Here is a 22,235-nt window from a genome sequence, read left to right as displayed (position 1 = left end):
CCAATGAATAAAAACTGAATAAATAAAAAAAGCTAAAATCAACTAGGTTGATTTTAGCTTTTTTGTTTATAGATTAAAGTAAACAGCTTGGCTGCCCATTTGTTCATAGGTCTCTTCAAATGTATCGCGATCCATTGAAGAATCTTTTTCGCCATATGGATCATTAAAATAGACCATTTCACTATCATAACCAGTAATTGCAACGCTGTGCATACTATAAGTAACATCTATTTCACCGTCAGTTGTATCCCATGTTACAAAATCATCAACTGGGCTAAAAGTAGCAGTAGTAATCGTCCAAACAGGGTGACCACTTGATAAGGCTGCAAGAACTTCGTTAAAATCACTGCCAGTAAGATCAATTACTTTATTTTTTGAAACATATTTTTGCGCAAGTTTTACAATTGGCTCATGGTAGACGCCTAAACCAGGTTCTTCACCACTAATGCTTCCAACAAAGCCCTTGTGAGGGTTCCCATATTCGTCGTCCTCATTTAATAAAGGAACTGTTTTTATTTCATCAGCCAATTCATTTTTTGTCACTTCAATATCGTAATAATTTAAAATCATTGCTAACGAAGTAACTTCACATCCGTTATAAAGACTAGGTTCATCAAATTGGTACAATAAAGGGACATCAAGTTGAGAAGATTCTTTTATTGGAACAGACAAAGCTTTTTTCTCTGTTTGATGAGGTGATTGATTTCCAATCGTGTCGTTCTTTTGATCGGCTTTAATGTAACGCTCATTAATAAATAAAATTCCAATGATGAACGTTGTTACGAGCAAACCAAATTTAATCCATTTTCTATTAGGCGACATATTTATTCCTGACTTTCTATAGCTATTTTTGTTAACTATAACATGCTCTAAAAGTAAAAAGGTCGAATGGTCAAAACTTTAATCTTTTATTAACGGAACTGTTACTTTGTAATGATTACATAATTAAATTATGGTTAACTTATTAGCTAGCATAAAAAAAAGATCCTTTTAAAGGATCTCTTTTTGTTTAATTTAAACCACGCATTAACGTTTTAATTCTTGGATTCATAAAGGATAGCAATAATCCAACTACTACAGTAAAGCCACCAACAGCTGCAAAGTAGACAATTTCATTGTTTGGATTATATAATGAAACGATTTGAGCATTAATTGCTTGAGCTGCAGCATCTCCAAGGAACCACATGCTCATCATTTGAGATTGGAAAGCACGAGGAGCTAATTTAGTAGTAACACTTAAACCGACAGGAGAAAGGCACATTTCCCCGATAATAACTAAGAAGAAGCTTAAAACTAACCACATTGGATTTACACGTGTATCAACGCCATGCATCATGGCAGGAATCACCATAACGACGAATGAAAGTCCGGCAAAAACAATCCCTACTGAAAATTTAATTGTAGTAGAAGGTTGACGTCTACCCAACTTAGTCCATAACCATGCGAAGATAGGTGACATTAAAATAACAAATAATGGATTTAACGATTGGAACCAGCTTGACATTAAGTGAACACCCATAAAGTCTAAGTTCGTACGTTTATCTGCATAAATTGCTAAAATAACTGAGCCTTGTTCTTCAATTGACCAAAAGAAAATACTGGCAATGAAAAGTGGGATATAAGCCCAAATTCTTGAACGCTCTGTATCGTCAACATCTTTACTACGAATCATCTTCGTAAAGTAAAAGACAGGTAAAGCAACACCCATAATACTTAGTAATAAAATAACGAATTCAATTGTAAGTTGTCCCATTAAGAACGCTATAAGAAAGACTGCAACTACAACAATTGCACCAATAATAAGATTTTTTAAAAGTTGTTTCTTTTCGTTTTCATTGATAGGATTTGTTGGTTTCATTCCTAACTCACCAAGATATTTTTTCCCTTGGAAATGGAATTGAATTAATCCTACAAACATTCCGACTGCAGCAATGGAAAAACCAAGATGATAATTATAAGTTTGACCGATTGTTCCTACAATATAAGGAGCTAAAAATGACCCAATATTGATTCCCATTACAAAGATACTAAAACCTGCATCGCGGCGATTGTCTTTTTTATCGTAAAGACCTCCAACAATTTCTGAAACATTTGGTTTTAACATTCCGGTTCCAAGAACAATAATGGCTATTGAGGCAAACAAAGCACCGGCACCAAATGGCGTTGCTAAGACAATATGACCAACCATAATTAACACACCACCATAGAAGATGGTTTTACGGCTACCTAGAAGCCGATCACTTACCCAACCTCCAATTACACTGGACATATAAACTAACGACCCATAAATGGCCATAATCGAAGCAGCTAGTGTTTGAGAAAAACCTAGTCCACCATTTGCAACAGTATCGTAAATATAATAGATTAAAATTGCGCGCATGCCATAATAACTAAATCGTTCCCACATTTCAGTAAAGAAGAGAGTGGATAATCCTCTTGGTTGACCAAAGAAGGTCTTTTCTTTTTTCACTTGAATTCATCCTCCAATATCGCTTGAATTTGAAATATTCTAACAATTTAGCTTTATCAAATTTAAGCGTTCTATAAAGTAAGATTATACTCTAAAATTTCAATAATTGAATAGTAAAATAAACATTGATAGCGTTTTTCACATAAGAAGTTAATAAAACCGGAAAAATTTAATTTTTTTTTAATTTAAAGTATTAAATTTACCTCAAGATTTTCTTAAATTGGTAAGGTAGTGTCATTAGAGATGTTATACTTAAAAAGATTTGGAATGCAATGTTAGGAGTTGTTTTATTTTGAAAACAGATTTAAATGTGAGCCAATTTTCAACTGCCACTTTTAAAATACGAAAAATTGAATCAATAAACGAAGAAGTAATGAAAATGCGTGTTAATTTTTATCATAAAAGTATTGTAGATGAGAACAATGAAGGAAGTGTAAGATTGACGATTCCTATAGATTATTTAGAAGAGATAGAAGAAATTGCCGTCGATCAATTAATAGATTGTTATTTTGAAGCAGGCCCATTGCTAACGACGCGGTCTTATCCTTGCCAAGTGATTAATAAACTGATTGGTGTTAAATTACAAGATTGATTTTATAAAAAAACTTGCTAATCAAAAATATGCGTGTTACTATAGTTGTGTAATCGGTTACATGTTTGGTAGGAAGGAGAATCCATTGAATGACAACCATTAAAGATGTTGCTAAATTAGCAGGTGTCTCTGTTGCGACAGTATCAAGAGCCATCAATCAAAGTGGCTATGTAGGTGTTGACTCTGCACAAAAAATTGAAAAAGCCATCAAAAAATTGGATTTTCATCCAAGCGAAGTGGCTCGGTCTCTCTATCAAAAAAAATCGAAATTAGTAGGTTTACTGTTGCCTGATATTTCCAATCCTTTTTTTCCTCTATTAGCAAAAGGGGTAGAGGATAAAATGAATGAAGCAGGTTATCATTTAATTCTAGGAAATGTACAAGAAGATATGGCAAAAGAGCAAGATTATTTAAAAGCATTTATGCAAAACAATGTTGCTGGAATACTATCTGCTGTGGATGGTGGAACCAGTAATTTAAAAGAAATCCCTTTTGTTTTACTAGATCGCGTGGCAACAAAAAAAGAATACGCCGTTCATGGCAATGATTTTGAAGGTGGAATACTTGCAGCTAAAACGATTGCTGAGGGAAGCCCAAAAGAAATTGTTTTGTTAGTAGGACCAAAATCAATTAAAGGTTCTGTGGAACGTTTAAAAGGTAGTGTCTCTGTTTTTAAAGAGGAAAACTTAACGTATCAGCTGCTTCAAACGGATTCTTTTCAATTTGATTCAGCAAAGAAAGCTTCCTTAGAATTATTTGAACAGTTTCCAAAAGTGGATAGCGTAATTGCTTCAAATGACGTACACGGGTTAGCTATTTTAAAAGAAGCCTTACGTCGAGGAATTAAGGTTCCAGAAGAGCTTCAAATCATTGGATATGATGACATTCCATTTAGTCAAATGGTCTATCCTAGTTTAGCGACGATAGCTCAGCCAGCCTATGAGATGGGGTATAAAGGAGCAGAATTATTATGTCGCATCATGGAAAACCAACCTATTGATAAAAAAATAATTCAACTACCCGTTCTATTAAAACAAAGAGAAACTTTAAGAAAGAAGGAGTAATCATGAACCAAATTATTGTGATTGGAAGTGCATCAACAGATTTTGTTGTAAAAACTGAAAAGCGCCCTAAAAAAGGTGAGACCTTAATAGGCCAAGATTTTCAAACAACCTTTGGAGGAAAAGGCGCCAATCAAGCTGTTGCTGCGGTAAGATTAGGAGCAAAGGTAAAAATGATTGGAGCTGTTGGCAAGGATTTTTATGGGGATGAAATTATCGAGAATTTATCAAAAGAAAAGATTGATGTAACAAATGTGGAACGGGTTCCACATATAGGGACAGGATCAGCTCACATTACACTATCTGAAGGGGATAATAGTATTATAGTGATACCAGGAGCTAATAACGCGATAAATAAAAAAAAGATTAAGCCGTTACTAACAACCTTAAATAAGGAAGATTTTGTTATATTACAACAAGAAATTCCAAGTGAAACAGTAGAAATCATTATTGATTATTGTTTTGAACATGGGATTCAAACCGTTTTAAACCCGGCTCCAGCGCGTCAAATTGCTAAAAAAACAATCGATAAAGTAACCTACCTTACACCTAATGAACATGAATTTGAGTTGTTGTTTCCTAATCATTCGCTTGAATCTGGCTTAGCGATGTACCCCAATAAATTACTAGTTACATTAGGGAGTAAAGGGGTTGTATACCACAATGGTCAAGAACAACTGATTATTTCAGGATATCAAGTTAATCCAACAGACACAACTGGTGCTGGAGATACTTTCAACGGAGCATTTGTGGTGGGATTGATGAATCAATTGTCTCTCAAAGAAAGCATTCGCTTTGGAAATTTAGCTGCCTCTTTATCAATTCAAAAATTTGGTGCACAAGGTGGAATGCCTACTCTAGAAGAGTTGAAAGGAAGTGATCACTATGAAAAAGAATGGGATTTTAAATAGCGAGATTGCCAAAGTATTAGCCGATTTAGGACATACCGATCAAATTGTGATTGCCGATGCAGGACTTCCGATTCCTAAAGGGGTTGCTAAAATAGACTTAGCTCTTAGTCTACAAGATCCTCCTTTTCAAAAAATATTGGCGCTTCTTCTTCAAGAAATGGAGGTGGAATCAGCTATTTTAGCAGATGAGATTCAACAAATGAATGTGCCACAGTTAAAGTCGATCCATGCTTTAATGTTAGACCGACCACTGACATTTGTAAGCCATGAAGCTTTTAAAGAACAAACTAAAGAAGCAAAAGTCATTATCAGAACTGGTGAAGCCACACCATATTCCAATATCATACTAGAAGCTGGGGTTATTTTTTAGGAGGAATCAGAATGAATATTTTATTACAAGGAATATCAAAAGCATTTGGAGAAAATAAGGTACTTGTCAACGTTGATTTTGACTGTGTTGGCGGAGAAGTCCATGCGCTGATGGGAGAAAATGGTGCAGGGAAATCCACATTAATGAATATTCTAACAGGACTGCATAAAAAAGATCAAGGCACTATTTTTATAGATGGCAAGGAGCGTTACTTTAGTAATCCTAAAGAAGCAGAGGAATACGGCATTAGTTTTATCCATCAAGAGATGAACACATGGTCAGAGATGACCGTTTTAGAAAATCTTTTTATTGGAAAAGAATTAAAAAATAAATTTGGAATCATTCAAAACAAAAAAATGGAAGCGTTAGCAAAATCTATTTTTGAAGAATTAACCATCGAATTAGATTTGTCAGCGAATGTCAGCGATTTATCTGTCGGTCAACAGCAAATGATTGAAATTGCTAAGGCCTTAATGACAGATGCTAAAGTACTCATTATGGATGAGCCAACTGCTGCTTTAACGGAACGAGAGATTCTTGCTTTATTTAAAATTATTGAGCTACTAAAACAAAAAAATGTCGCAATTGTTTATATTTCTCATAGAATGGAAGAAATTTTTCAAATTAGTGATCGCATCACAGTTATGCGAGATGGATTGACAGTTGGCACAATGAAAGTGGCAGAAACAGACGTTGACGATGTGGTACGCAAAATGGTTGGTCGTGAGTTAAGTGACTATTATCCAAAAAAAACTGCACGAATTGGCGAAGTTCGATTTGAAGTCAAAAATATTTCTAGTAAAGGAAAATTCAATCAAGTTTCTTTTGCTGTTCGCTCAGGTGAAATAGTAGGGTTTTCTGGTTTAATGGGAGCAGGACGAACCGAAATTATGCGAGCTATATTTGGGATTGATCCCATCGACTCAGGAAAAATTTACATTGAGAAAAAAGAAGTTGTATTGAAAAATCCAAGCACGGCTATTTTAAATGGGGTTGGCTTTTTAACAGAAGATCGTAAATCAGAAGGGTTAATTTTAGATTTTTCAATAGAAGACAATATTAGTTTACCAAGTATTGACGGCTTTACGGTGAAGGGAATTATTGACGAAAAAGCTGAAGATGAATTTGCAGAGTTACTAATGAAGCGTTTAACGGTAAAAGCACAAAATAAAGACATATCTGTAGGAAGTTTATCTGGTGGGAATCAACAAAAAGTTGTTTTAGCAAAATGGATTGGCATTGGTCCTAAAATATTGATTTTAGATGAACCTACTCGTGGCGTGGATGTGGGAGCTAAACGTGAGATTTATCAGTTAATGAATGAACTAGCAGAACGTGGTGTTGCCATTGTGATGGTGTCCAGTGATTTACCTGAAATACTTGGTGTAAGTGATCGGATTATTGTGATTCATGAAGGAAAAATTGCCGGAGAATACCCAAAATCAGAAGCCACTCAAGAAAATATTATGAAACTTGCAACTGGAGGCTATTAAAATGGAAAATTCAATGAAAAAAAATCAGTTAAAAGAGTTGTTAGGAAAATTAGGCCCAGTTCTTGCACTACTTGTTTTAATGGTCATAGTTACCATTTTAAATCCAAATTTTATAGCACCCATTAACTTGTTGAATTTATTACGACAAGTATCGGTAAATGCATTGATTGCCTTCGGGATGACCTTTGTTATTTTGACAGGAGGGATTGATTTATCTGTTGGGTCAACATTAGCATTAAGTGGAGCATTAGTGGCTGGAATGATTGCAAGCGGTTTAGATCCAATTTTAGCAATGATTATTGGTGTGGTCATCGGTGGCGTTTTAGGTGCAGTCAATGGCTTGTTAATTACTAAAGGCAAAATGGCACCTTTTATTGCAACGTTAGCAACAATGACGATTTACCGTGGGGCAACACTAGTCTATACCGACGGAAACCCGATTACGGGAATTGGCGATAGCTTTATTTTCAAATTTGTTGGACGTGGCTATTTATTCAATATACCGGTTCCAGTTATTTTAATGGTAATGGCTTTTGTTTTATTATATGTTTTATTACACAAAATGACATTTGGACGTAAAACTTACGCAATTGGGGGAAATGAAAAAGCTTCTTATATTGCAGGAATTAAGATTGATAAAGTTAAAACATTGATCTATGCATTATCAGGAATGATGGCTTCAGTTGCCGGAATTATTATCACTTCACGCTTAAACTCAGCCCAACCTACAGCAGGACAAGCGTATGAAATGGATGCAATTGCTGCAGTGGTATTAGGAGGAACGAGTCTTTCTGGTGGGAAGGGACGTATTTTTGGGACATTGATTGGTGCATTGATTATTGGAACCTTAAATAATGGATTAAACTTGCTAGGTGTTTCTAGCTTTTACCAACAAATTGTTAAAGGTATTGTGATTATTATCGCTGTTTTATTGGATAGAAAGAAAAAATAACGGAGGGATAACAAATGAAAAAAACAATCGCATTATTCCTTGTCAGTATGCTGGTTTTGTCAGGTTGTAAAATAGCGACATTAGAAGGCGAAAATGTGAAGGAGCTTAAACCTGAAAAAAAAGCTGAAAATCAATTGGTTGTGGGCGTTTCTTTATCAACTTTGAATAATCCATTCTTCGTCTCTGTTAAAGAAGGGATTAGTGACTTGGCAAAGGAACATGATACGACAGTAAAAATAGTCGATGCGCAAGATGACTCAGTTAAACAAAGTAACGATATCACCGATTTGATTCAACAAAATGTAGATGTCCTTTTGATTAATCCCGTAGATTCTTTTGCAATCGCTCCTGCCGTTGAATCTGCGAATCAAGCCAATATTCCTGTCATTGCTATTGATCGAAGCAGTGAATCAGGCAAGTTGTTAAGTCTTGTGGCTTCGAATAATAGTGAAGGCGGAAAGATGGCTGGAGAGTATCTTGAAAGAGTGAGTGGAAAAAAGGCATTAGTTGGAGAATTGCAGGGCGTGCCAGGAGCTTCGGCTACCAGAGAGCGCGGTAAAGGATTTGAAGATTATGCAAAAGAACATTTAACCGTTGTTGCCAAACAAACAGCCAACTTTGACCGAGCAAAAGGATTAACGGTTATGGAAAATATGCTCCAATCAAATCCTGAAGTAACGGCTATTTTTGCTCAAAATGATGAAATGGCGCTAGGAGCAATTGAAGCCATTGAAGCAGCAGGTAAAAAAGAGATTAAAGTGATTGGTTTTGATGGAACGGAAGATGGCTTAAAAGCGATTAAATCAGGGAAATTAGATGCGACCGTCGCTCAAAAACCAACTGAAATGGGACGTCTTGCCTTGCAAACGGCCTATGATTTCTTTAATTTAAAAGACGTTCAAGCAAAAGTAGATTCACCGCTTGAATTAATTGAAAAAAATAAATAAGATTCAAAAGGATTCTATTCAGTTAGAATCCTTTTTTATTTCATGAGAGGTTAACCATTGAATCAACTGATGATAAACTGCTAATGCTTTTGGATTTTTAGGATTTTTATCAAAATCATGAGGCTCATTTTCAACAGATACAAATTGATTTATTGGGATTTTTTTAGCTAAGGATTCTCCAATCTCATAAGGAACATCCTCGTCAGTAGTACTTTGAGCTAAAAAGGTCGGAGGCAATGACAGAAGATCCGTATCGGTTAGAGAATATTTTGTTGCTTGTAAAATAGCAGGCAGCACCATGTCTAGCCAGTGACCAGATTGCCTTGCGTACATATAGATGCCATAACGCTCTTCAATTGCTCCGGAAGCAAGAGGTTTATTTCCAATAATTGCATTTTTAAGTTCCACTGAAACCTTAGGGAAGCGTAAATAATAGTGGCTTGGTTTTGAGTAAAAAGAAGCATTGATCGCTTCATATCCGTAAAAGCTAATTAAACTTTTAGGCTGAGGAAGTGTTTGATCTTTGCAAACTAAAAAAGCTAGATAAGCACCTGCTGAACGGCCAAATAAATGAAAATCCGAAGAAGAAAGGTTTAACTCTGAAGTCGCAACCTTATGAAACCATTGAATCCCTTGTTTGATAGAGGCTACTATTTCAGGTAAAGTGGTTTCAGGTGCCAATGGATAGTCAAAAGTTAAAAAATTGTATCCAGCTTTATGAAAAAGGTCGATATAATCAGCAGGCAAATCCTTGCGACTGCCCCAAACAAGGCCACCACCATGAATGTAAAGAATAGTGCGACTGCCTTCGGAATGTGTTGATGGATAAAAAGTAGCCATTAAAGGAAGTCCTTGTAAGGTACTATACGTAAATTCTTGATAATCCATTTATTTTCCTCCTTAAGAATAATTCTATCTTCATTGTAAAGGATGATAGAAAAAGAATGATATAGCAACAGTATCTAAAAAAAAGAAGATAATTGTTTGTTATGAACAAAAAGATATAAGACTATTTAGCGTGTTTATACAATGCAATTCCATTGATAAGCGCTTACAATAAGAAGTGTAGTAAGAAAGCTTATAAAAGAAAGGACAGATGATACATGATGGATTTAACAAAAGAAGTGGCAGAAAATGTTAAATGGCTTTCAAATATAGGGGCAGATCCAACCGGAGGAACCACTCGCTTGTTGTATTCTGATTTCTGGTTAGAAGCTCAAAATGGTGTGAAACAAAGGCTTTCTGATATTGGAATGGTCACAAGTTTTGATGCAATAGGCAATCTTTTCGGTCGTTTGGAAGGAAGCAAGTATCCAACTGAAACCATTTTAACAGGATCACATATTGACACTGTGGTAAATGGTGGGAAATTAGATGGACAATTTGGTGTTATTTCTTCTTATCTGGCAGTTAAGTATTTAAAAGAACAATACGGAACACCTCTTCGTTCGCTTGAAGTAATTTCAATGGCAGAAGAAGAAGGAAGCCGTTTTCCATTTGCTTTTTGGGGAAGTAAAAATTTGATGGGTCTTGCAAAAAAAGAAGACGTATCTGAAATAGCCGATTTTAATGGAGTGAAATTTGTTGATGCTATGAGAAACGCTGGTTTTGATTTTAAAGATGAAGAAGAAACGCTTCGTAAAGATATTAAAGCCTTCTTGGAAATTCATATCGAACAAGGAAATGTATTAGAATTAGAAAATAAATCAGTCGGCGTGGTGACAAGTATCGTTGGTCAAAAGCGCTATACAATGATTTTAAAAGGTCAAGCAAATCACGCAGGAACAACTCCAATGAAGTATCGAAAAGACGCGATTTATGGATTTAGTAAAATCTGTTCCCAATCCATTGATAAAGCACGATTAGTTGGAGAACCATTGGTACTGACTTTTGGAAAAGTAGAGCCAAAACCCAATACTGTGAATGTTGTTCCTGGAGAAGTTTTGTTCACAATGGATTGTCGTCATACAGATCAAAACATTCTAAATGACTTTACAGCGGAGATTGAAGAAGATATGCATCAAATTGCTGATGAATTAGGTTTAGAGTTAACCGTGGATTTATGGATGGACGAAACACCGATTCCAATGGATAAAAAAATGATTGAGGTTATTAAAAATGTGGCTGAAAAAGAAGGCATTAATTATCGTATGATGCATAGTGGCGCAGGTCATGATTCTCAAATTATTGCCCCTCAAATACCAACAGGTATGATTTTTGTCCCAAGTATTGATGGCATTAGTCACAATCCAGCAGAAGACACGAAATTAGAAGATTTAGTTGAAGGTGTTAAAACAATGGCGTTAGTCTTGTATGAGCTAGCATACGTAGATTAAAAGGAGTGAAGGGTATGGAGAATAGTCAAGCAATCAAACAAAAAGGTATGGAATACTGGAAACAAATCATTGTCATGTTGTGTTTAGGGTGGGCCATTATTTGGGTGTATCGTTCAGCACTATCCCCAATTTTCCCAGAATTAAATGCTTCATTAGGTGGTGGAATTAGTGATGCTTCACTAGGAGCCATCTCAAGTTTTTATTTCTTTGGCTATACAGGAATGCAAATTCCAGCCGGGATTTTAGTTGATAAATTTGGTAAGAAAATGGTATTGATTCCAGGATTTACTTTGTTTGCATTAGCAGCAGTTTTGATTGCCAATGCAAATGGGATTACGATGGTTTACGCAGGTAGTTTGTTAGCAGGTATTGGTTGTGGCTCTTATTATGGTTCAGCATACTCGCTATCATCTGAAAGTATCCCCGCCGAACGTCGTGGGCTTTCAACCGCAATTATTAATAGTGGTTCAGCAATCGGAATGGGAATTGGCTTGATTTTATCAAGCTTACTAGTAAAACAATTGCATCTACCGTGGCAAATTATGATGTATTTAGTGGCTGGTTTAGTTATTTTAATTATGATTGCCTTTGTTAAAGTCATTCGTTCAACACCAGATGAGGTGGTTCAAAAAGGTTCTAAAACAAAAATTGAGCACGCACCTGAAGATAAAGTTTCAATGAAACGTTTATTTGCTCCTAATATGATTGCTTCTTATATTTTATATTTTGCAACTTGTTATGGCTACTATATGGTCGTTACTTGGCTGCCTTCCTTCTTACAACAAGAGCGCGGATTCCAAGGCGTTGCAATTGGTTTTTCAGCAGCATTAGTTGCTTTTTCAGCAATTCCAGGAGCGCTATTCTTTAGTCGACTATCAGATAAATTTCAATCTAAAAAAATTCATTTTATCGTTGTGTTGGAACTACTAGCAGCTGTTATGTTAGTTTTAACTGTTTTAGCGCCAACATCAGGAATTTTATTAGTTGGCTTAATTTTGTATGGATTACTTGGAAAATTAGCTGTAGAACCCATTATTATTTCGTATATTGCGGATACAGCACCTAAAAAAGGCTATGGAACAACTTTTGGCGTCTTCAACTTCTTCGGAATGAGTTCATCTGTACTAGCTCCTTGGGTAACAGGATTGATTTCGGATGCTACTGGATCTAAAGTAAATGGATTTTATTTATCAGCCTTAATTATGGTTGTAGGAACTGTTTTATTCTTAGTAGCTAATTTAATGATGCGTAATAAAGAAAATGCTTAACTGGAATGGATGACTAAAAATAGTCATCCATTTCCTAATCAAAAAATAATAAAGTGAGGTTTTTAAAGTGGGTTATAAAAATAATCGTATTGGTTATAGTGATGAATTATTATCATCACGTTCAATTATTAGAAGAGGAAATTTTGCATTGATTCCACCAGACGGACTAGTAAAAAATACAGTTCCTGGTTTTGAAGACTGTGAGTTATCTATCCTTTCAACACCAAAATTAGGAGCAACCTTCGTAGACTATATTGTAACAATGCTGCCAAATGGTAGAAATGAACTAGGATTTGGAGAAGAAGGTGTTGAAACCTTTGTTTACGTGTTAGATGGAAAAGTTAAAATAAGCGATGGTGAAACCGAATACATTCATACAACTGGTGGTTATGTTTATCTACCAGCGGGTAAAAAAATGTATTTAGAAAACGTAAATGGAGCAAATACTGAATTATTCTTATATAAAAAGCGTTACGAAGCGATTGCTGGTCATACCGCCCATGTGGTGAGTGGCAACACAAATGAAATGGCAGCAGAACATTATGAAGGAATGTCAGATGTTTTATTAACGGATTTATTGCCAAAAGAGTTAGGTTTTGATATGAATTTCCATATTCTTTCGTTTAAACCAGGAGCAAGTCATGGTTATATTGAAACGCATGTTCAAGAACATGGCGCATATATGTTATCAGGTTCAGGTGTTTATGTACTGGATAATGAATGGATTCCAATTCAAAAAGGTGATTATTTATTTATGGGCGCATACGTACCACAAGCAACATATGCAGTAGGACGTGACGAAAGCTTTAGTTATTTATACTCAAAAGATTGCAATCGTGATGCACAAATTTAATTAAAGAAGGCGGATTTTTGACATGGCAGAATTAGAAATGGTAAAAATAACAAAAGAGGAACTTCACCAGTTGATTCAAAAAAAATTAGAAAAAGCAGGCTTATCCAGTATTCATGCTGATACTGTAGCAGATACACTAGCTTTCGCGGATTCAAGAGGTATCCATTCTCATGGAGCAGTTCGTGTCGATTATTATGCAGAACGCATTGCAAAAGGTGGCACAAATTTAGCACCTAAATTTAAATTTAATCAAACGGGACCAAGTGTCGGTATTTTTGAAGCAGATAATGGAGTCGGTCATTTTGCAGCAAATGAAGCTTTAAAAGAAGCGATTACACTTGCAAAAGAAACGGGTATAGGAGTTGTCGGTGTTCATCAAATGGGACATAGTGGGGCCTTAGCTTATTTTGTTAAACAAGCTGCTGAACAAGACATGATTGCCCTATCTGTTTGTCAATCCGATCCGATGGTGGTTCCTTTTGGCGGGGCAGAGCCGTATTTTGGAACAAATCCGATTGCGTTTGCAGCGCCGCGCTTTGGTCATTCGCCCGTCGTATTTGATATGGCGACAACCGTTCAAGCATGGGGTAAAATTTTAGATGCTCGTTCAAGAAATGTTGATATTCCAGATACGTGGGCAGTGGACGGTGAAGGAAATGCGACAACAAATCCACATGAAGTGAAAGCGCTATTGCCAATTGCTGGTCCAAAGGGTTATGGTTTGATGATGATGGTGGATATTTTATCGGGTACATTATTAGGTTTGCCATTTGGGAAACATGTTTCGTCTATGTATACCGATATTACCGCGGGTAGAAACTTAGGTCAACTCCATATTGTAATCAATCCAAGCTTTTTCACTGACTTAGAGCAATTTAAAAAAGACATTAATCAAATGGTGGAAGAACTTCACGAATCAAAACCAGCTAATGGTTTTGATCAAGTGCTTTATCCAGGTGAATTGTCAGAAATTATTGAAGCTAAATATGAAAAAGAAGGCATTCCAATCGTTAAGTCGATTTATGATTATTTACAAAGTGATACGATTCATTTTGATCAATACAACAAAGCAAGTGCTTTTGGTGAAAAAGTCCAATAAAAGGACTAAAGGAGGGTTTCTTTGAAACTATCAAAAAAAGAACTACATCAATTGATTCAAACTAAAATTCAACGAGCGGGTTTAAGTAAAGAACAGGCTGAAATTGTTAGTGATGTTTTAACCTTTGCAGATGCTAGAGGCATTCATTCTCATGGCGCAGTTCGGGTGGAATATTATGCGGAACGCATTGCAAAAGGTGGGATTACCAATCAACCTCATTTTGAATTCAAAAAAACAGCTCCGAGTTGTGGGATTTTTGAAGCAGACAACGGTTCAGGTCATGTAGCTGCTACTAAAGCAATGAGTGAAGCAATGAAGATGGCAAAAGAAACTGGCATAGGTGCAGTCGGTATTCGCAATATGTCTCATAGTGGGGCCTTGGCTTACTTTGTTGAAATGGCGGCTCAAGAAGATTTAGTTGCTTTGTCAGTCTGTCAGTCAGATCCAATGGTGGTTCCTTTTGGTGGTAGTGAAGCCTACTACGGGACTAATCCTATTGCATTTGCAGCACCATCAGCCGATGAACGGATGATTACTTTTGATATGGCAACAACGGTTCAAGCATGGGGAAAAGTGTTACATGCTCGATCTAAAAAAGAACCGATACCCAATACGTGGGCAGTAGATGAAAATGGCGAACCAACCACAGATCCAACCAAAGTTAATGCTTTGCTTCCAATTGCTGGTCCAAAAGGATCAGGCTTAATGATGATGGTAGATATTTTATCAGGTGTTTTATTGGGTTTACCTTTTGGCAAACATGTTTCATCAATGTATCATGACTTATCCAACGGGCGTGAATTAGGACAACTGCATATAGTGTTCAATCCAGCATTTTTTACTGATTTAACAGAATTTAAGCAAAATATCTCACAGATGTTAGATGAATTAAAAGAAATCACTCCTGCTAATGGCTTTACTGAGGTAAATTTCCCAGGAGAACGTGGTCGTTTAAGAGAAACGCGCTATGAAGAATTGGGAATTGAATTAGTAGATGATATTTACACTTATTTAATCAGTGACACAATCCATGAGAATAAATACGACCATAAAAATAAATTTGCTGAGTAACTCACTCAATTAAAATGATAAGATTGCGAGGAAATAAGATATGTTACACACAATAATTAAAGAAAATGCTTATCAAGATTCAGTTGTATTAATGCTATTAACAAATAAAATCAACACAATGGACGGAATCAACCGTGTGTCCATTATGATGGCAACACCAGCGAATAAAGATATTTTTGGTGGTAGCGGTCTTAGAACCCCTGAATTAGAAGCAGCATCGGCTAACGATATGGCAATTGTATTAGACATTGAAAGTGAAGAAATTGTTCCTACTGTTTTAGAGGAAATCGATGCCTTCCTACTTTCTCAAGCAACTTCAAGCAATGAGGCTGCAGAAGAAACGATTCATACATGGGATAAAGCCATGAAAATTGGTAAGGATGCAAATATCGCAATGCTTTCTATTCCTGGAACCTATGCTGCGCTTGAAGCAGAAACAGCTCTTGATGAAGGACTAAACGTTTTTATTTTCAGTGATAATGTATCGATTGAAGATGAATTGCATTTAAAACAAAAAGCCCATGAAAAAGACCTACTTGTTATGGGTCCAGATTGTGGTACAGGAATTATCAATGGTGTACCAATGGCATTTACAAATATTGTTCGACCAGGGAAAATCGGGATTGTTGGTGCTTCAGGAACAGGTATACAAGAAGTATCTACTTTAATTGATAAATTAGGTGCAGGTGTTACAAATGCAATCGGAACAGGTGGACGCGATTTATCAGAAAAAATTGGCGGCATTACGATGTTAGATAGTATTGCAGCTTTAGAAAAAGATGCAAATACTGAAGTAATCGTAGTCATTTCAAAGCCACCTGCAAAAGCCGTTCGTGATAAAGTTTTAGCAGCCCTTCGTAATGTAACAAAGCCTGTTGTAACGATTTTCTTAGGTGAAAAACCAACGTATCATGAAGAAAATTTATATCATGCTTATACATTAGAAGAGACCGCAAGAATTGCTGTGGACCTCTTAAATCATCAACCAATCGAAGTGATGTCTGAAGAAATTGAAATTCCAACGGTTCACTTACAGGATAGTCAAAAACACATTAAAGGGTATTATTCAGGTGGAACATTGGCTAGTGAAACCGCAATGTTGATTGCAGATGCAATGAAATTAGAAGATGGCTTAATTAAAAAAGATGGTTTTGTATTAAAAACGGATGGAAATGAAGTCATTGATTTAGGCGATGATATGTACACTCAAGGGAAACCTCATCCAATGATTGATCCAGAAAAACGAATTGAAATGATTCAGCAAGCAGCCGATGATGAAACAACTGCGATTATTTTACTGGATGTTGTTTTAGGGTATGGTGCACATGACGATATGGCGACAGCCTTAGCACCAACTATTAAAGAAACAATTGCAAAGGCGAAAGCAAAAGGTAGAGAATTAATTGTAATTGGTACCGTTGTGGGTACTACAAGTGATCCACAAAATTTCTTCCATCAAAAACAACTCTTAGAAGAAGCTGGTGTTTTGGTATGTGATAGCAACAATCAAGCTGTTCGTACGGCACTTGGTATCTTAGGCTTAAAAATTAATGATAGTCATAAAGAAATAAAAACAATAGAAAAAGAAACAACAAGTGAAGAAAATACGCCTTCTGAAAGAGTGTTAGACATGTTATCTGAAAAACCATATGTTATCAACTTAGGTTTAAAGAGCTTTTCAGATGCAATTCGTGAAACAGGTGGGAAAGCACTTCAATTTAATTGGAAACCAGTTGCTGGTGGCGATCTTAAATTACAAAAAGTATTATACTTCTTAAATCATTACCATGCATAAGAAAAAGAAACAATCAAAAATGAATCTAGGTTAAATTATTTAGGAGGTAAAGGATATTATGACTTATCAAACAATTGACGAAGCAAATAAAGCTGTTGCAGCAAAAGTAGTGGCATCTTCTCCCTTTTTATTAGATGTGGTGCCAGCAAAAGAAGTGATTCCAGTATTAAATGGAAAAGTTTTACTACATGCAGGTCCTCCAATTAAATGGGAAAATATGCCAGACCCAATGAAAGGCTCTTGTATCGGAGCTGTTTTATTTGAAGAATGGGAAACGACAGAAGAGGACGCACGTACGTTACTAGAACAGGGTCACATTGAATTTATTCCGTGTCACCATGTTGATGCTGTTGGACCAATGGGGGGAATTACCTCTGGAAATATGCCCGTTTTTGTTGTAGAAAATAAAACAGATCACAATGTAGCTTACTGTACAATGAACGAAGGAATTGGAGCGGTACTACGTTTTGGAGCTTACTCAGATGAAGTTATTACCCGCTTACGTTGGATGCGTGATGTTTTAGGACCAGTATTAGGAAAAGCTATCCGTACTATTGAAAATGGGATGAACTTAAATGTTTTAATTGCAAAAGCAATTGCAATGGGAGATGAATTCCACCAACGTAATATTGCAGCATCCCTTGCATTCCTTAAAGAAATGGCACCGATTATTGTCGGTTTAGATATTGATGAAAAAGAACGTCAAGAAGTCATCAAATTTTTAGCAGATACGGATCAATTCTTCTTAAATATTATGATGGCAGCAAGTAAAGCTATTATGGACGGCGCCCGTATGATTCAAGAAGGAACAATTGTAACCGCAATGTGCCGGAATGGAGAAAATTTTGGTATCCGAATTAGTGGAATGGGGGACGAATGGTTTACAGGTCCTGTTAATACTCCGCAAGGTTTGTACTTTACTGGTTTTTCAGGGGAAGATGCTAGTCCAGACATGGGAGATAGTGCCATTACTGAAACTTTTGGAGTTGGAGGAATGGCGATGATTGCGGCTCCTGCCGTGACTCGTTTTGTTGGGACAGGCGGTTTTAATGATGCTCTAGCAATCAGCAATGAAATGTTGGAAATCGTGATTGATCAAAATCCAAATTTCCCAGTTCCTACATGGGATTTCCAAGGTATTTGTCTTGGAATTGATGCTAGAAAAGTAGTTGAAACAGGAATTACTCCAGTAATCAATACTGGAATTGCTAATATTAAAGCTGGAGCAGGACAAATTGGGGCTGGAACAGTTCATCCACCTGTTGAATGCTTTGAAAAAGCAATTGTTGCTTATGCTAAAAAATTAGGTATGAAAATCTAAATAAAGTGAGGCGCATCAGATGTTAGTATTCTATCCTCAAAAAAAATCAAGTTATCTAAAATTTTTTTTACATGAAAACTCAAGTTGGAGGGTTCACAGTCTTTTTAAAAATGGTTTGAATTTATCAAATGGGGAGGATTTGCTCTTTATAGGGACAAATAAAAATGGGGAGTTGCCTTTTGCAGTCCATTTAACACTTAGTCATACTCAAGAATTAATCCAGCAACTTCATTTAAATCAACTATTTATTTTTAAAAACAATAAGTGGCTTAGTGAGGATGAGAGGATAAAAATTTCATTAGATTATACCATTGATTTTTGTTCAGAGGGAGAAATAGTAACATCTGTTGATTTTTTACAAATTGAAGAGCTAACACGCTTCGTTAATGATTTATCAGGGAAAAATGGTTTTGGAAACAAGCCACCATTAAATCATGAGTTGGCAGGCTACGACCAACGATTTACGAATGCTTTTAATCAATTACAAAGTAGTGATGAAAATCAGATAGAAGCTGGGCTACGTTATTTTATAGGCCGCGGTGAAGGGGAAACACCATCTGGAGATGATCTTCTAGTCGGTTTATTAAGTGTTGATACAGCTTATCAAATATTATCCCAAAATGTTAGAAAGCAATTAAACCTGCTATTATCCACCGAAACCCTTACAACTGACATTGGCAAAGCCTATTTAAAAGTATCCCTTTCAAATCAATTCACTACCACAATTAATGACTTATTAAGTGAACTGAAAACAAATAAAAAACAGAATACTCAATTGAAGTACCTTATCAAGCAACTATCAACAACTGGACATACCTCTGGTTTAGATACATTGACTGGAATTCTACTGGGATTGTTTATTAAAGAAAAACAGCAATATTAGGAGGAATAAGAGTGGGGAAACGTGTTGTAATCGCACTTGGCGGAAATGCCATATTGCGTCCAAATCAAGAAGCAACTTATGAAAATCAATTAAAAAATGTACAAATTAGTTCAGATTTAATTGCAAATGTAAAAAAAGCAGGTCACAAAGTGATTGTTACTCATGGAAATGGGCCTCAAGTTGGCAATATTTTACGTCAAAATGAAGAAGCAAAAGCTGTTGTTCCAGCTTTACCAATCGATGTTTGCAGTGCTGAATCGCAAGGCTTTATCGGGTACATGATGGAACAAACATTAAAAAATGCACTTCAATTAAGCGGAGAAACTGCTGGAGTAGTGACTCTTGTCACTGAAACCGAAGTCGATCCAGCGGATAGTGCCTTTCAAAATCCAACGAAACCTATTGGTGTTTTTTTCACAGAAGAAGAGAGCAAACAGCTAGTAGCTGAAAAAAATTGGACCATGGGGGAAGACGCGGGTCGTGGTTATCGTCGTTTGGTTCCTTCACCTAAACCAATTAAAATTCACGGAGTTGAAGCAATTAAAACCTTAATCGAACAGAATCAAATCGTCATTTGTGCAGGTGGAGGCGGAATCCCAGTTATTCGAAATCAGCAAAACTTATTAGAAGGTGTGGAGGCTGTTATTGATAAGGATCGTTCAGCCTTAACATTATCTGAACAAACAGATGCAGATGTCTTTATGATTTTAACGGATGTTCCTAATGTTTATTTAAATTACGGAAAACCAGATCAATTAAAATTAGAAGAAGTTGCTCTTGCAGATGCTGAAAGATATATGAGTGAAGGGCATTTTGCAGATGGTAGTATGGGACCTAAAATGGAAGCTGCGATTGCGTTTGCAGCTGGTGGAAAAGAAGCCATTATTTGTTCTTTAGATGAAGCAGTGGCAGCCTTAGCTGGTCATGCAGGGACAAGAATTGTTCCAAATAAATAAGAAAAAAAACCTCCAAAAATCTTGGAGGTTTTTGCGTTAGTTGTTAGTCATTTTTAGGCTCCGAGAGAACCAATGCAAGTCTTACTTTTAATGAAAAGTCCGGATCGTTGATTGGCATTTGAAATAAGTCTTCACACTTTGCTATGCGATATTTTACGGTATTACGATGGATAAATAACCGTTTGGAAGTTTCAGTAATTTCACACTGACACTCCAGATAGACTTTTAATGTTTTCCGTAGTTCAATTAACGTTTCTTCTTTAGGAAAAGCTAGCGTTTTTAAGTAAACAGCGCAAAAATGTTCAATTTCTTTTTTTGGCACGTATTCTACCAATTTGTTGATTCCTTTTAATTGGTAATGATTTAAAATAGTACATTCATGTAACTTGTTTTCTTGTTGTTGCAGGATTTCTAAAGCTTCGTTATATGAAAAATGCAAAGCTGATAATTCAGAAACTGTATTTCCAATAAAAAAGCTTAAATGAAGAGGCAATAAATGTTTTAATTTATGGTGAATTGCTTCTAACTGTTTGGTCATTTTGGCTGTAGAGTCCTGCAATAGAATCCCATAATAATTTGAATTTTTTATTGGAAATAGTAACGCGTTTGGAAGGACTTCTTCTAGCTGTTTTTCCAACCATTGATAAGCTAAATACGATTGATTTTTTGGGGGCACTTGATTTTCAAGAGTTAACTGAATTGTTGCTAAAACTATTTGATAAGAAGTAGACGACTTAAGTCCATAATCTTTTCCATACTCTAACCAGTTGAGCATTTTTTCATTATTGCTTAGTTCAAGCAGTTGTTGAAAGAAATCTTCTCGTAATATCAAATTACTTTCTAACAATTTTTGATTTTTATATAAGGTATAAGATAACACAATATTTGCTTGTTCAATTGCAAATTGTGAAAAAGGATAAGGAATTTGATCTGCTTTGAAAATAACTAATAAATAAGGGAAATATGAACCTGTTTGAACTGGGAATACAGAAACTAAAAGCTGCTGTTCGGCATCACTTTCTAAGATAAATGAGTATTCTTTCCCTAATTTTTGCGCCTCTTTAAGTTTAGGAATCATTTTATTAAAATGAGCCTCTAAAATGTGAGGTTGTTGTTTTAAGTGTCTGGATTCAGCAACAATTTCAAGAAAAGAGTCCACTAATAAAACAGGACGTTTTAAAATTGAGCCTAAGTGACGAATTAAAGAAGCTAGCGTTGCGTCCTTAATCATCATATTCGCAAATTTCTTTTGAATATCCAATGCATAGTTGAGTTTTTCTGTTTGTTGATCCCAAATATAAGACAACAGTTGATGAGAAATCGTTCCTAAAGTAACGGTACTCGGAATTTGGAGGATAGGAAACTGAAGCTTATCTGCAAATTCAAGTACCTTTGGGTCAATTTCATCAATAAAGCGACCTAGTTTGATTCCAATACCAGCTGCAGGTAAATCATGCAAGCTTTGAATCATGCTACACAAACCAGCTGGATCATTTTCAAAGACCATCGCAGTTGTAAGTAAAAATGAATTTTTAGGTAAAAAAAGCGCTACATCAGGTGTTTCTGATATTTCAATGGTATCAACTACTTTTGATAAATCCGCCTTTTTATTTAATGTATGAATGGTTGAAAAACGTGGAATTGTCAAAATTTCCCCTAGTGTAGTCATAAAATTAGTTCCCCCATATCTTAAAAGAATAGATAGTATTATTCTATCGATAGTAAATTAAAAAGTCAATCGTTATTTTAGCCGTTTTGAATATAGATTTAAACATCTATTGTATACTTTGAATGAAGAATCACAAAGTCCTTTGTTTTATAATAGAAAGTAGTAGAGATTGTCAAACTTTTGGGAGG

20 protein-coding genes are annotated in these 22,235 nt (G+C 35.7%); 16 read left to right on the top strand and 4 right to left on the bottom strand.

Annotated elements, in window-relative coordinates; genetic code table 11:
* Positions 1-66 precede the first annotated feature (66 nt).
* Both BR52_RS04925 and BR52_RS04920 read right to left on the bottom strand, forming a co-directional pair.
* Positions 67-822, bottom strand: a complete 756-nt coding sequence (locus BR52_RS04925) for a C39 family peptidase (protein ID WP_034569809.1) — start codon at positions 820-822, stop codon at positions 67-69.
* Positions 823-1,009: 187 nt separating this feature from the next.
* Positions 1,010-2,476, bottom strand: coding sequence for a peptide MFS transporter (locus BR52_RS04920; RefSeq protein ID WP_436627660.1), 1,467 nt, complete (start codon positions 2,474-2,476; stop codon positions 1,010-1,012).
* A gap of 286 nt (positions 2,477-2,762) precedes the next feature.
* Here BR52_RS04920 and BR52_RS04915 point away from each other — a divergent pair, with 286 nt between their 5' ends.
* From BR52_RS04915 to BR52_RS04885, 7 genes are all read left to right on the top strand, one after another.
* Positions 2,763-3,062, top strand: coding sequence for a hypothetical protein (locus BR52_RS04915; protein ID WP_034569804.1), 300 nt, complete (start codon positions 2,763-2,765; stop codon positions 3,060-3,062).
* An 89-nt stretch (positions 3,063-3,151) separates the two neighbouring features.
* A complete protein-coding gene (locus BR52_RS04910; RefSeq protein ID WP_034569801.1) occupies positions 3,152-4,126 on the top strand; it encodes a LacI family DNA-binding transcriptional regulator in 975 nt (324 codons plus the stop codon).
* A gap of 2 nt (positions 4,127-4,128) precedes the next feature.
* The gene (gene rbsK, locus BR52_RS04905; protein ID WP_034569797.1) at positions 4,129-5,034 is read left to right on the top strand and encodes a ribokinase; all 906 of its coding nucleotides are present in this window, start codon (positions 4,129-4,131) and stop codon (positions 5,032-5,034) included.
* On the top strand, positions 5,009-5,404 hold the full coding sequence (gene rbsD / locus BR52_RS04900) for a D-ribose pyranase (RefSeq protein WP_034569795.1): 396 nt from the start codon (positions 5,009-5,011) through the stop codon (positions 5,402-5,404). Before rbsK ends, rbsD begins: the two co-directional genes overlap by 26 nt.
* 11 nt (positions 5,405-5,415) lie before the next feature.
* A complete protein-coding gene (locus BR52_RS04895) occupies positions 5,416-6,897 on the top strand; it encodes a sugar ABC transporter ATP-binding protein (RefSeq protein ID WP_034569792.1) in 1,482 nt (493 codons plus the stop codon).
* A 1-nt stretch (position 6,898) separates the two neighbouring features.
* The gene (locus BR52_RS04890) at positions 6,899-7,849 is read left to right on the top strand and encodes an ABC transporter permease subunit (protein WP_034569789.1); all 951 of its coding nucleotides are present in this window, start codon (positions 6,899-6,901) and stop codon (positions 7,847-7,849) included.
* A gap of 14 nt (positions 7,850-7,863) precedes the next feature.
* Entirely contained in the window at positions 7,864-8,796 is a 933-nt protein-coding gene (locus BR52_RS04885; protein ID WP_034569787.1) for a D-ribose ABC transporter substrate-binding protein, read from the top strand.
* Between the two features lie 18 nt (positions 8,797-8,814).
* Here BR52_RS04885 and BR52_RS04880 read toward each other — a convergent pair whose 3' ends face one another.
* A complete protein-coding gene (locus BR52_RS04880) occupies positions 8,815-9,684 on the bottom strand; it encodes an alpha/beta hydrolase (RefSeq protein ID WP_034569785.1) in 870 nt (289 codons plus the stop codon).
* A 218-nt stretch (positions 9,685-9,902) separates the two neighbouring features.
* Between BR52_RS04880 and allC the strand changes: the two genes are divergently transcribed.
* The 9 genes from allC to arcC all read left to right on the top strand — a co-directional run bounded on the left by allC (position 9,903) and on the right by arcC (position 20,378).
* The gene (gene allC / locus BR52_RS04875; protein ID WP_034573512.1) at positions 9,903-11,132 is read left to right on the top strand and encodes an allantoate deiminase; all 1,230 of its coding nucleotides are present in this window, start codon (positions 9,903-9,905) and stop codon (positions 11,130-11,132) included.
* Between the two features lie 14 nt (positions 11,133-11,146).
* Positions 11,147-12,400 (top strand): MFS transporter, encoded by a 1,254-nt coding sequence (locus BR52_RS04870; protein ID WP_034569783.1) that lies wholly within the window; start codon positions 11,147-11,149, stop codon positions 12,398-12,400.
* A 67-nt stretch (positions 12,401-12,467) separates the two neighbouring features.
* Positions 12,468-13,253: a (S)-ureidoglycine aminohydrolase gene (allE, locus tag BR52_RS04865; RefSeq protein WP_034569781.1), complete on the top strand. Its 786-nt coding sequence runs from the start codon at positions 12,468-12,470 to the stop codon at positions 13,251-13,253.
* Between the two features lie 22 nt (positions 13,254-13,275).
* Positions 13,276-14,352, top strand: a complete 1,077-nt coding sequence (allD, locus tag BR52_RS04860; RefSeq protein ID WP_034569778.1) for an ureidoglycolate dehydrogenase — start codon at positions 13,276-13,278, stop codon at positions 14,350-14,352.
* A gap of 21 nt (positions 14,353-14,373) precedes the next feature.
* Positions 14,374-15,423, top strand: a complete 1,050-nt coding sequence (gene allD / locus BR52_RS04855) for an ureidoglycolate dehydrogenase (protein ID WP_034569775.1) — start codon at positions 14,374-14,376, stop codon at positions 15,421-15,423.
* A gap of 40 nt (positions 15,424-15,463) precedes the next feature.
* Positions 15,464-17,218, top strand: coding sequence for an acyl-CoA synthetase FdrA (gene fdrA / locus BR52_RS04850; protein WP_034569772.1), 1,755 nt, complete (start codon positions 15,464-15,466; stop codon positions 17,216-17,218).
* A 58-nt stretch (positions 17,219-17,276) separates the two neighbouring features.
* Positions 17,277-18,539 carry a YlbE family protein gene (locus BR52_RS04845; RefSeq protein ID WP_034569769.1) on the top strand — a complete coding sequence of 421 codons (1,263 nt, stop codon included), beginning with the start codon at positions 17,277-17,279 and terminating at the stop codon, positions 18,537-18,539.
* A gap of 19 nt (positions 18,540-18,558) precedes the next feature.
* Positions 18,559-19,422: an oxamate carbamoyltransferase subunit AllH family protein gene (locus BR52_RS04840; protein WP_034569768.1), complete on the top strand. Its 864-nt coding sequence runs from the start codon at positions 18,559-18,561 to the stop codon at positions 19,420-19,422.
* Between the two features lie 11 nt (positions 19,423-19,433).
* Positions 19,434-20,378, top strand: a complete 945-nt coding sequence (arcC, locus tag BR52_RS04835; RefSeq protein WP_034569765.1) for a carbamate kinase — start codon at positions 19,434-19,436, stop codon at positions 20,376-20,378.
* A 43-nt stretch (positions 20,379-20,421) separates the two neighbouring features.
* On the opposite strand, the gene BR52_RS04830 is transcribed toward arcC, so the two are convergent.
* Positions 20,422-22,047 carry a PucR family transcriptional regulator gene (locus BR52_RS04830; RefSeq protein ID WP_034569763.1) on the bottom strand — a complete coding sequence of 542 codons (1,626 nt, stop codon included), beginning with the start codon at positions 22,045-22,047 and terminating at the stop codon, positions 20,422-20,424.
* Between the last annotated feature and the right edge of the window lie 188 nt (positions 22,048-22,235).

Origin of the sequence: Carnobacterium divergens DSM 20623 (assembly GCF_000744255.1) — a bacterium.
Taxonomy (GTDB): Bacteria; Bacillota; Bacilli; order Lactobacillales; family Carnobacteriaceae; genus Carnobacterium; species Carnobacterium divergens.
This window is presented reverse-complemented; position numbering and strand designations above follow the sequence as displayed.

Coding starts and splice junctions, on each gene's coding strand:
- BR52_RS04910 (WP_034569801.1), top strand. CDS start 3,152: ATGACAACCATTAAAGATGTTGCTAAATTAGCAGGTGTCTCTGTTGCG.
- rbsK (WP_034569797.1), top strand. CDS start 4,129: ATGAACCAAATTATTGTGATTGGAAGTGCATCAACAGATTTTGTTGTA.
- BR52_RS04885 (WP_034569787.1), top strand. CDS start 7,864: ATGAAAAAAACAATCGCATTATTCCTTGTCAGTATGCTGGTTTTGTCA.
- BR52_RS04895 (WP_034569792.1), top strand. CDS start 5,416: ATGAATATTTTATTACAAGGAATATCAAAAGCATTTGGAGAAAATAAG.
- BR52_RS04845 (WP_034569769.1), top strand. CDS start 17,277: ATGACTTATCAAACAATTGACGAAGCAAATAAAGCTGTTGCAGCAAAA.
- allD (WP_034569778.1), top strand. CDS start 13,276: ATGGCAGAATTAGAAATGGTAAAAATAACAAAAGAGGAACTTCACCAG.
- BR52_RS04890 (WP_034569789.1), top strand. CDS start 6,899: ATGGAAAATTCAATGAAAAAAAATCAGTTAAAAGAGTTGTTAGGAAAA.
- BR52_RS04925 (WP_034569809.1), bottom strand. CDS start 822: ATGTCGCCTAATAGAAAATGGATTAAATTTGGTTTGCTCGTAACAACG.
- BR52_RS04870 (WP_034569783.1), top strand. CDS start 11,147: ATGGAGAATAGTCAAGCAATCAAACAAAAAGGTATGGAATACTGGAAA.
- rbsD (WP_034569795.1), top strand. CDS start 5,009: ATGAAAAAGAATGGGATTTTAAATAGCGAGATTGCCAAAGTATTAGCC.
- BR52_RS04840 (WP_034569768.1), top strand. CDS start 18,559: ATGTTAGTATTCTATCCTCAAAAAAAATCAAGTTATCTAAAATTTTTT.
- BR52_RS04880 (WP_034569785.1), bottom strand. CDS start 9,684: ATGGATTATCAAGAATTTACGTATAGTACCTTACAAGGACTTCCTTTA.
- fdrA (WP_034569772.1), top strand. CDS start 15,464: ATGTTACACACAATAATTAAAGAAAATGCTTATCAAGATTCAGTTGTA.
- allC (WP_034573512.1), top strand. CDS start 9,903: ATGGATTTAACAAAAGAAGTGGCAGAAAATGTTAAATGGCTTTCAAAT.
- BR52_RS04830 (WP_034569763.1), bottom strand. CDS start 22,047: ATGACTACACTAGGGGAAATTTTGACAATTCCACGTTTTTCAACCATT.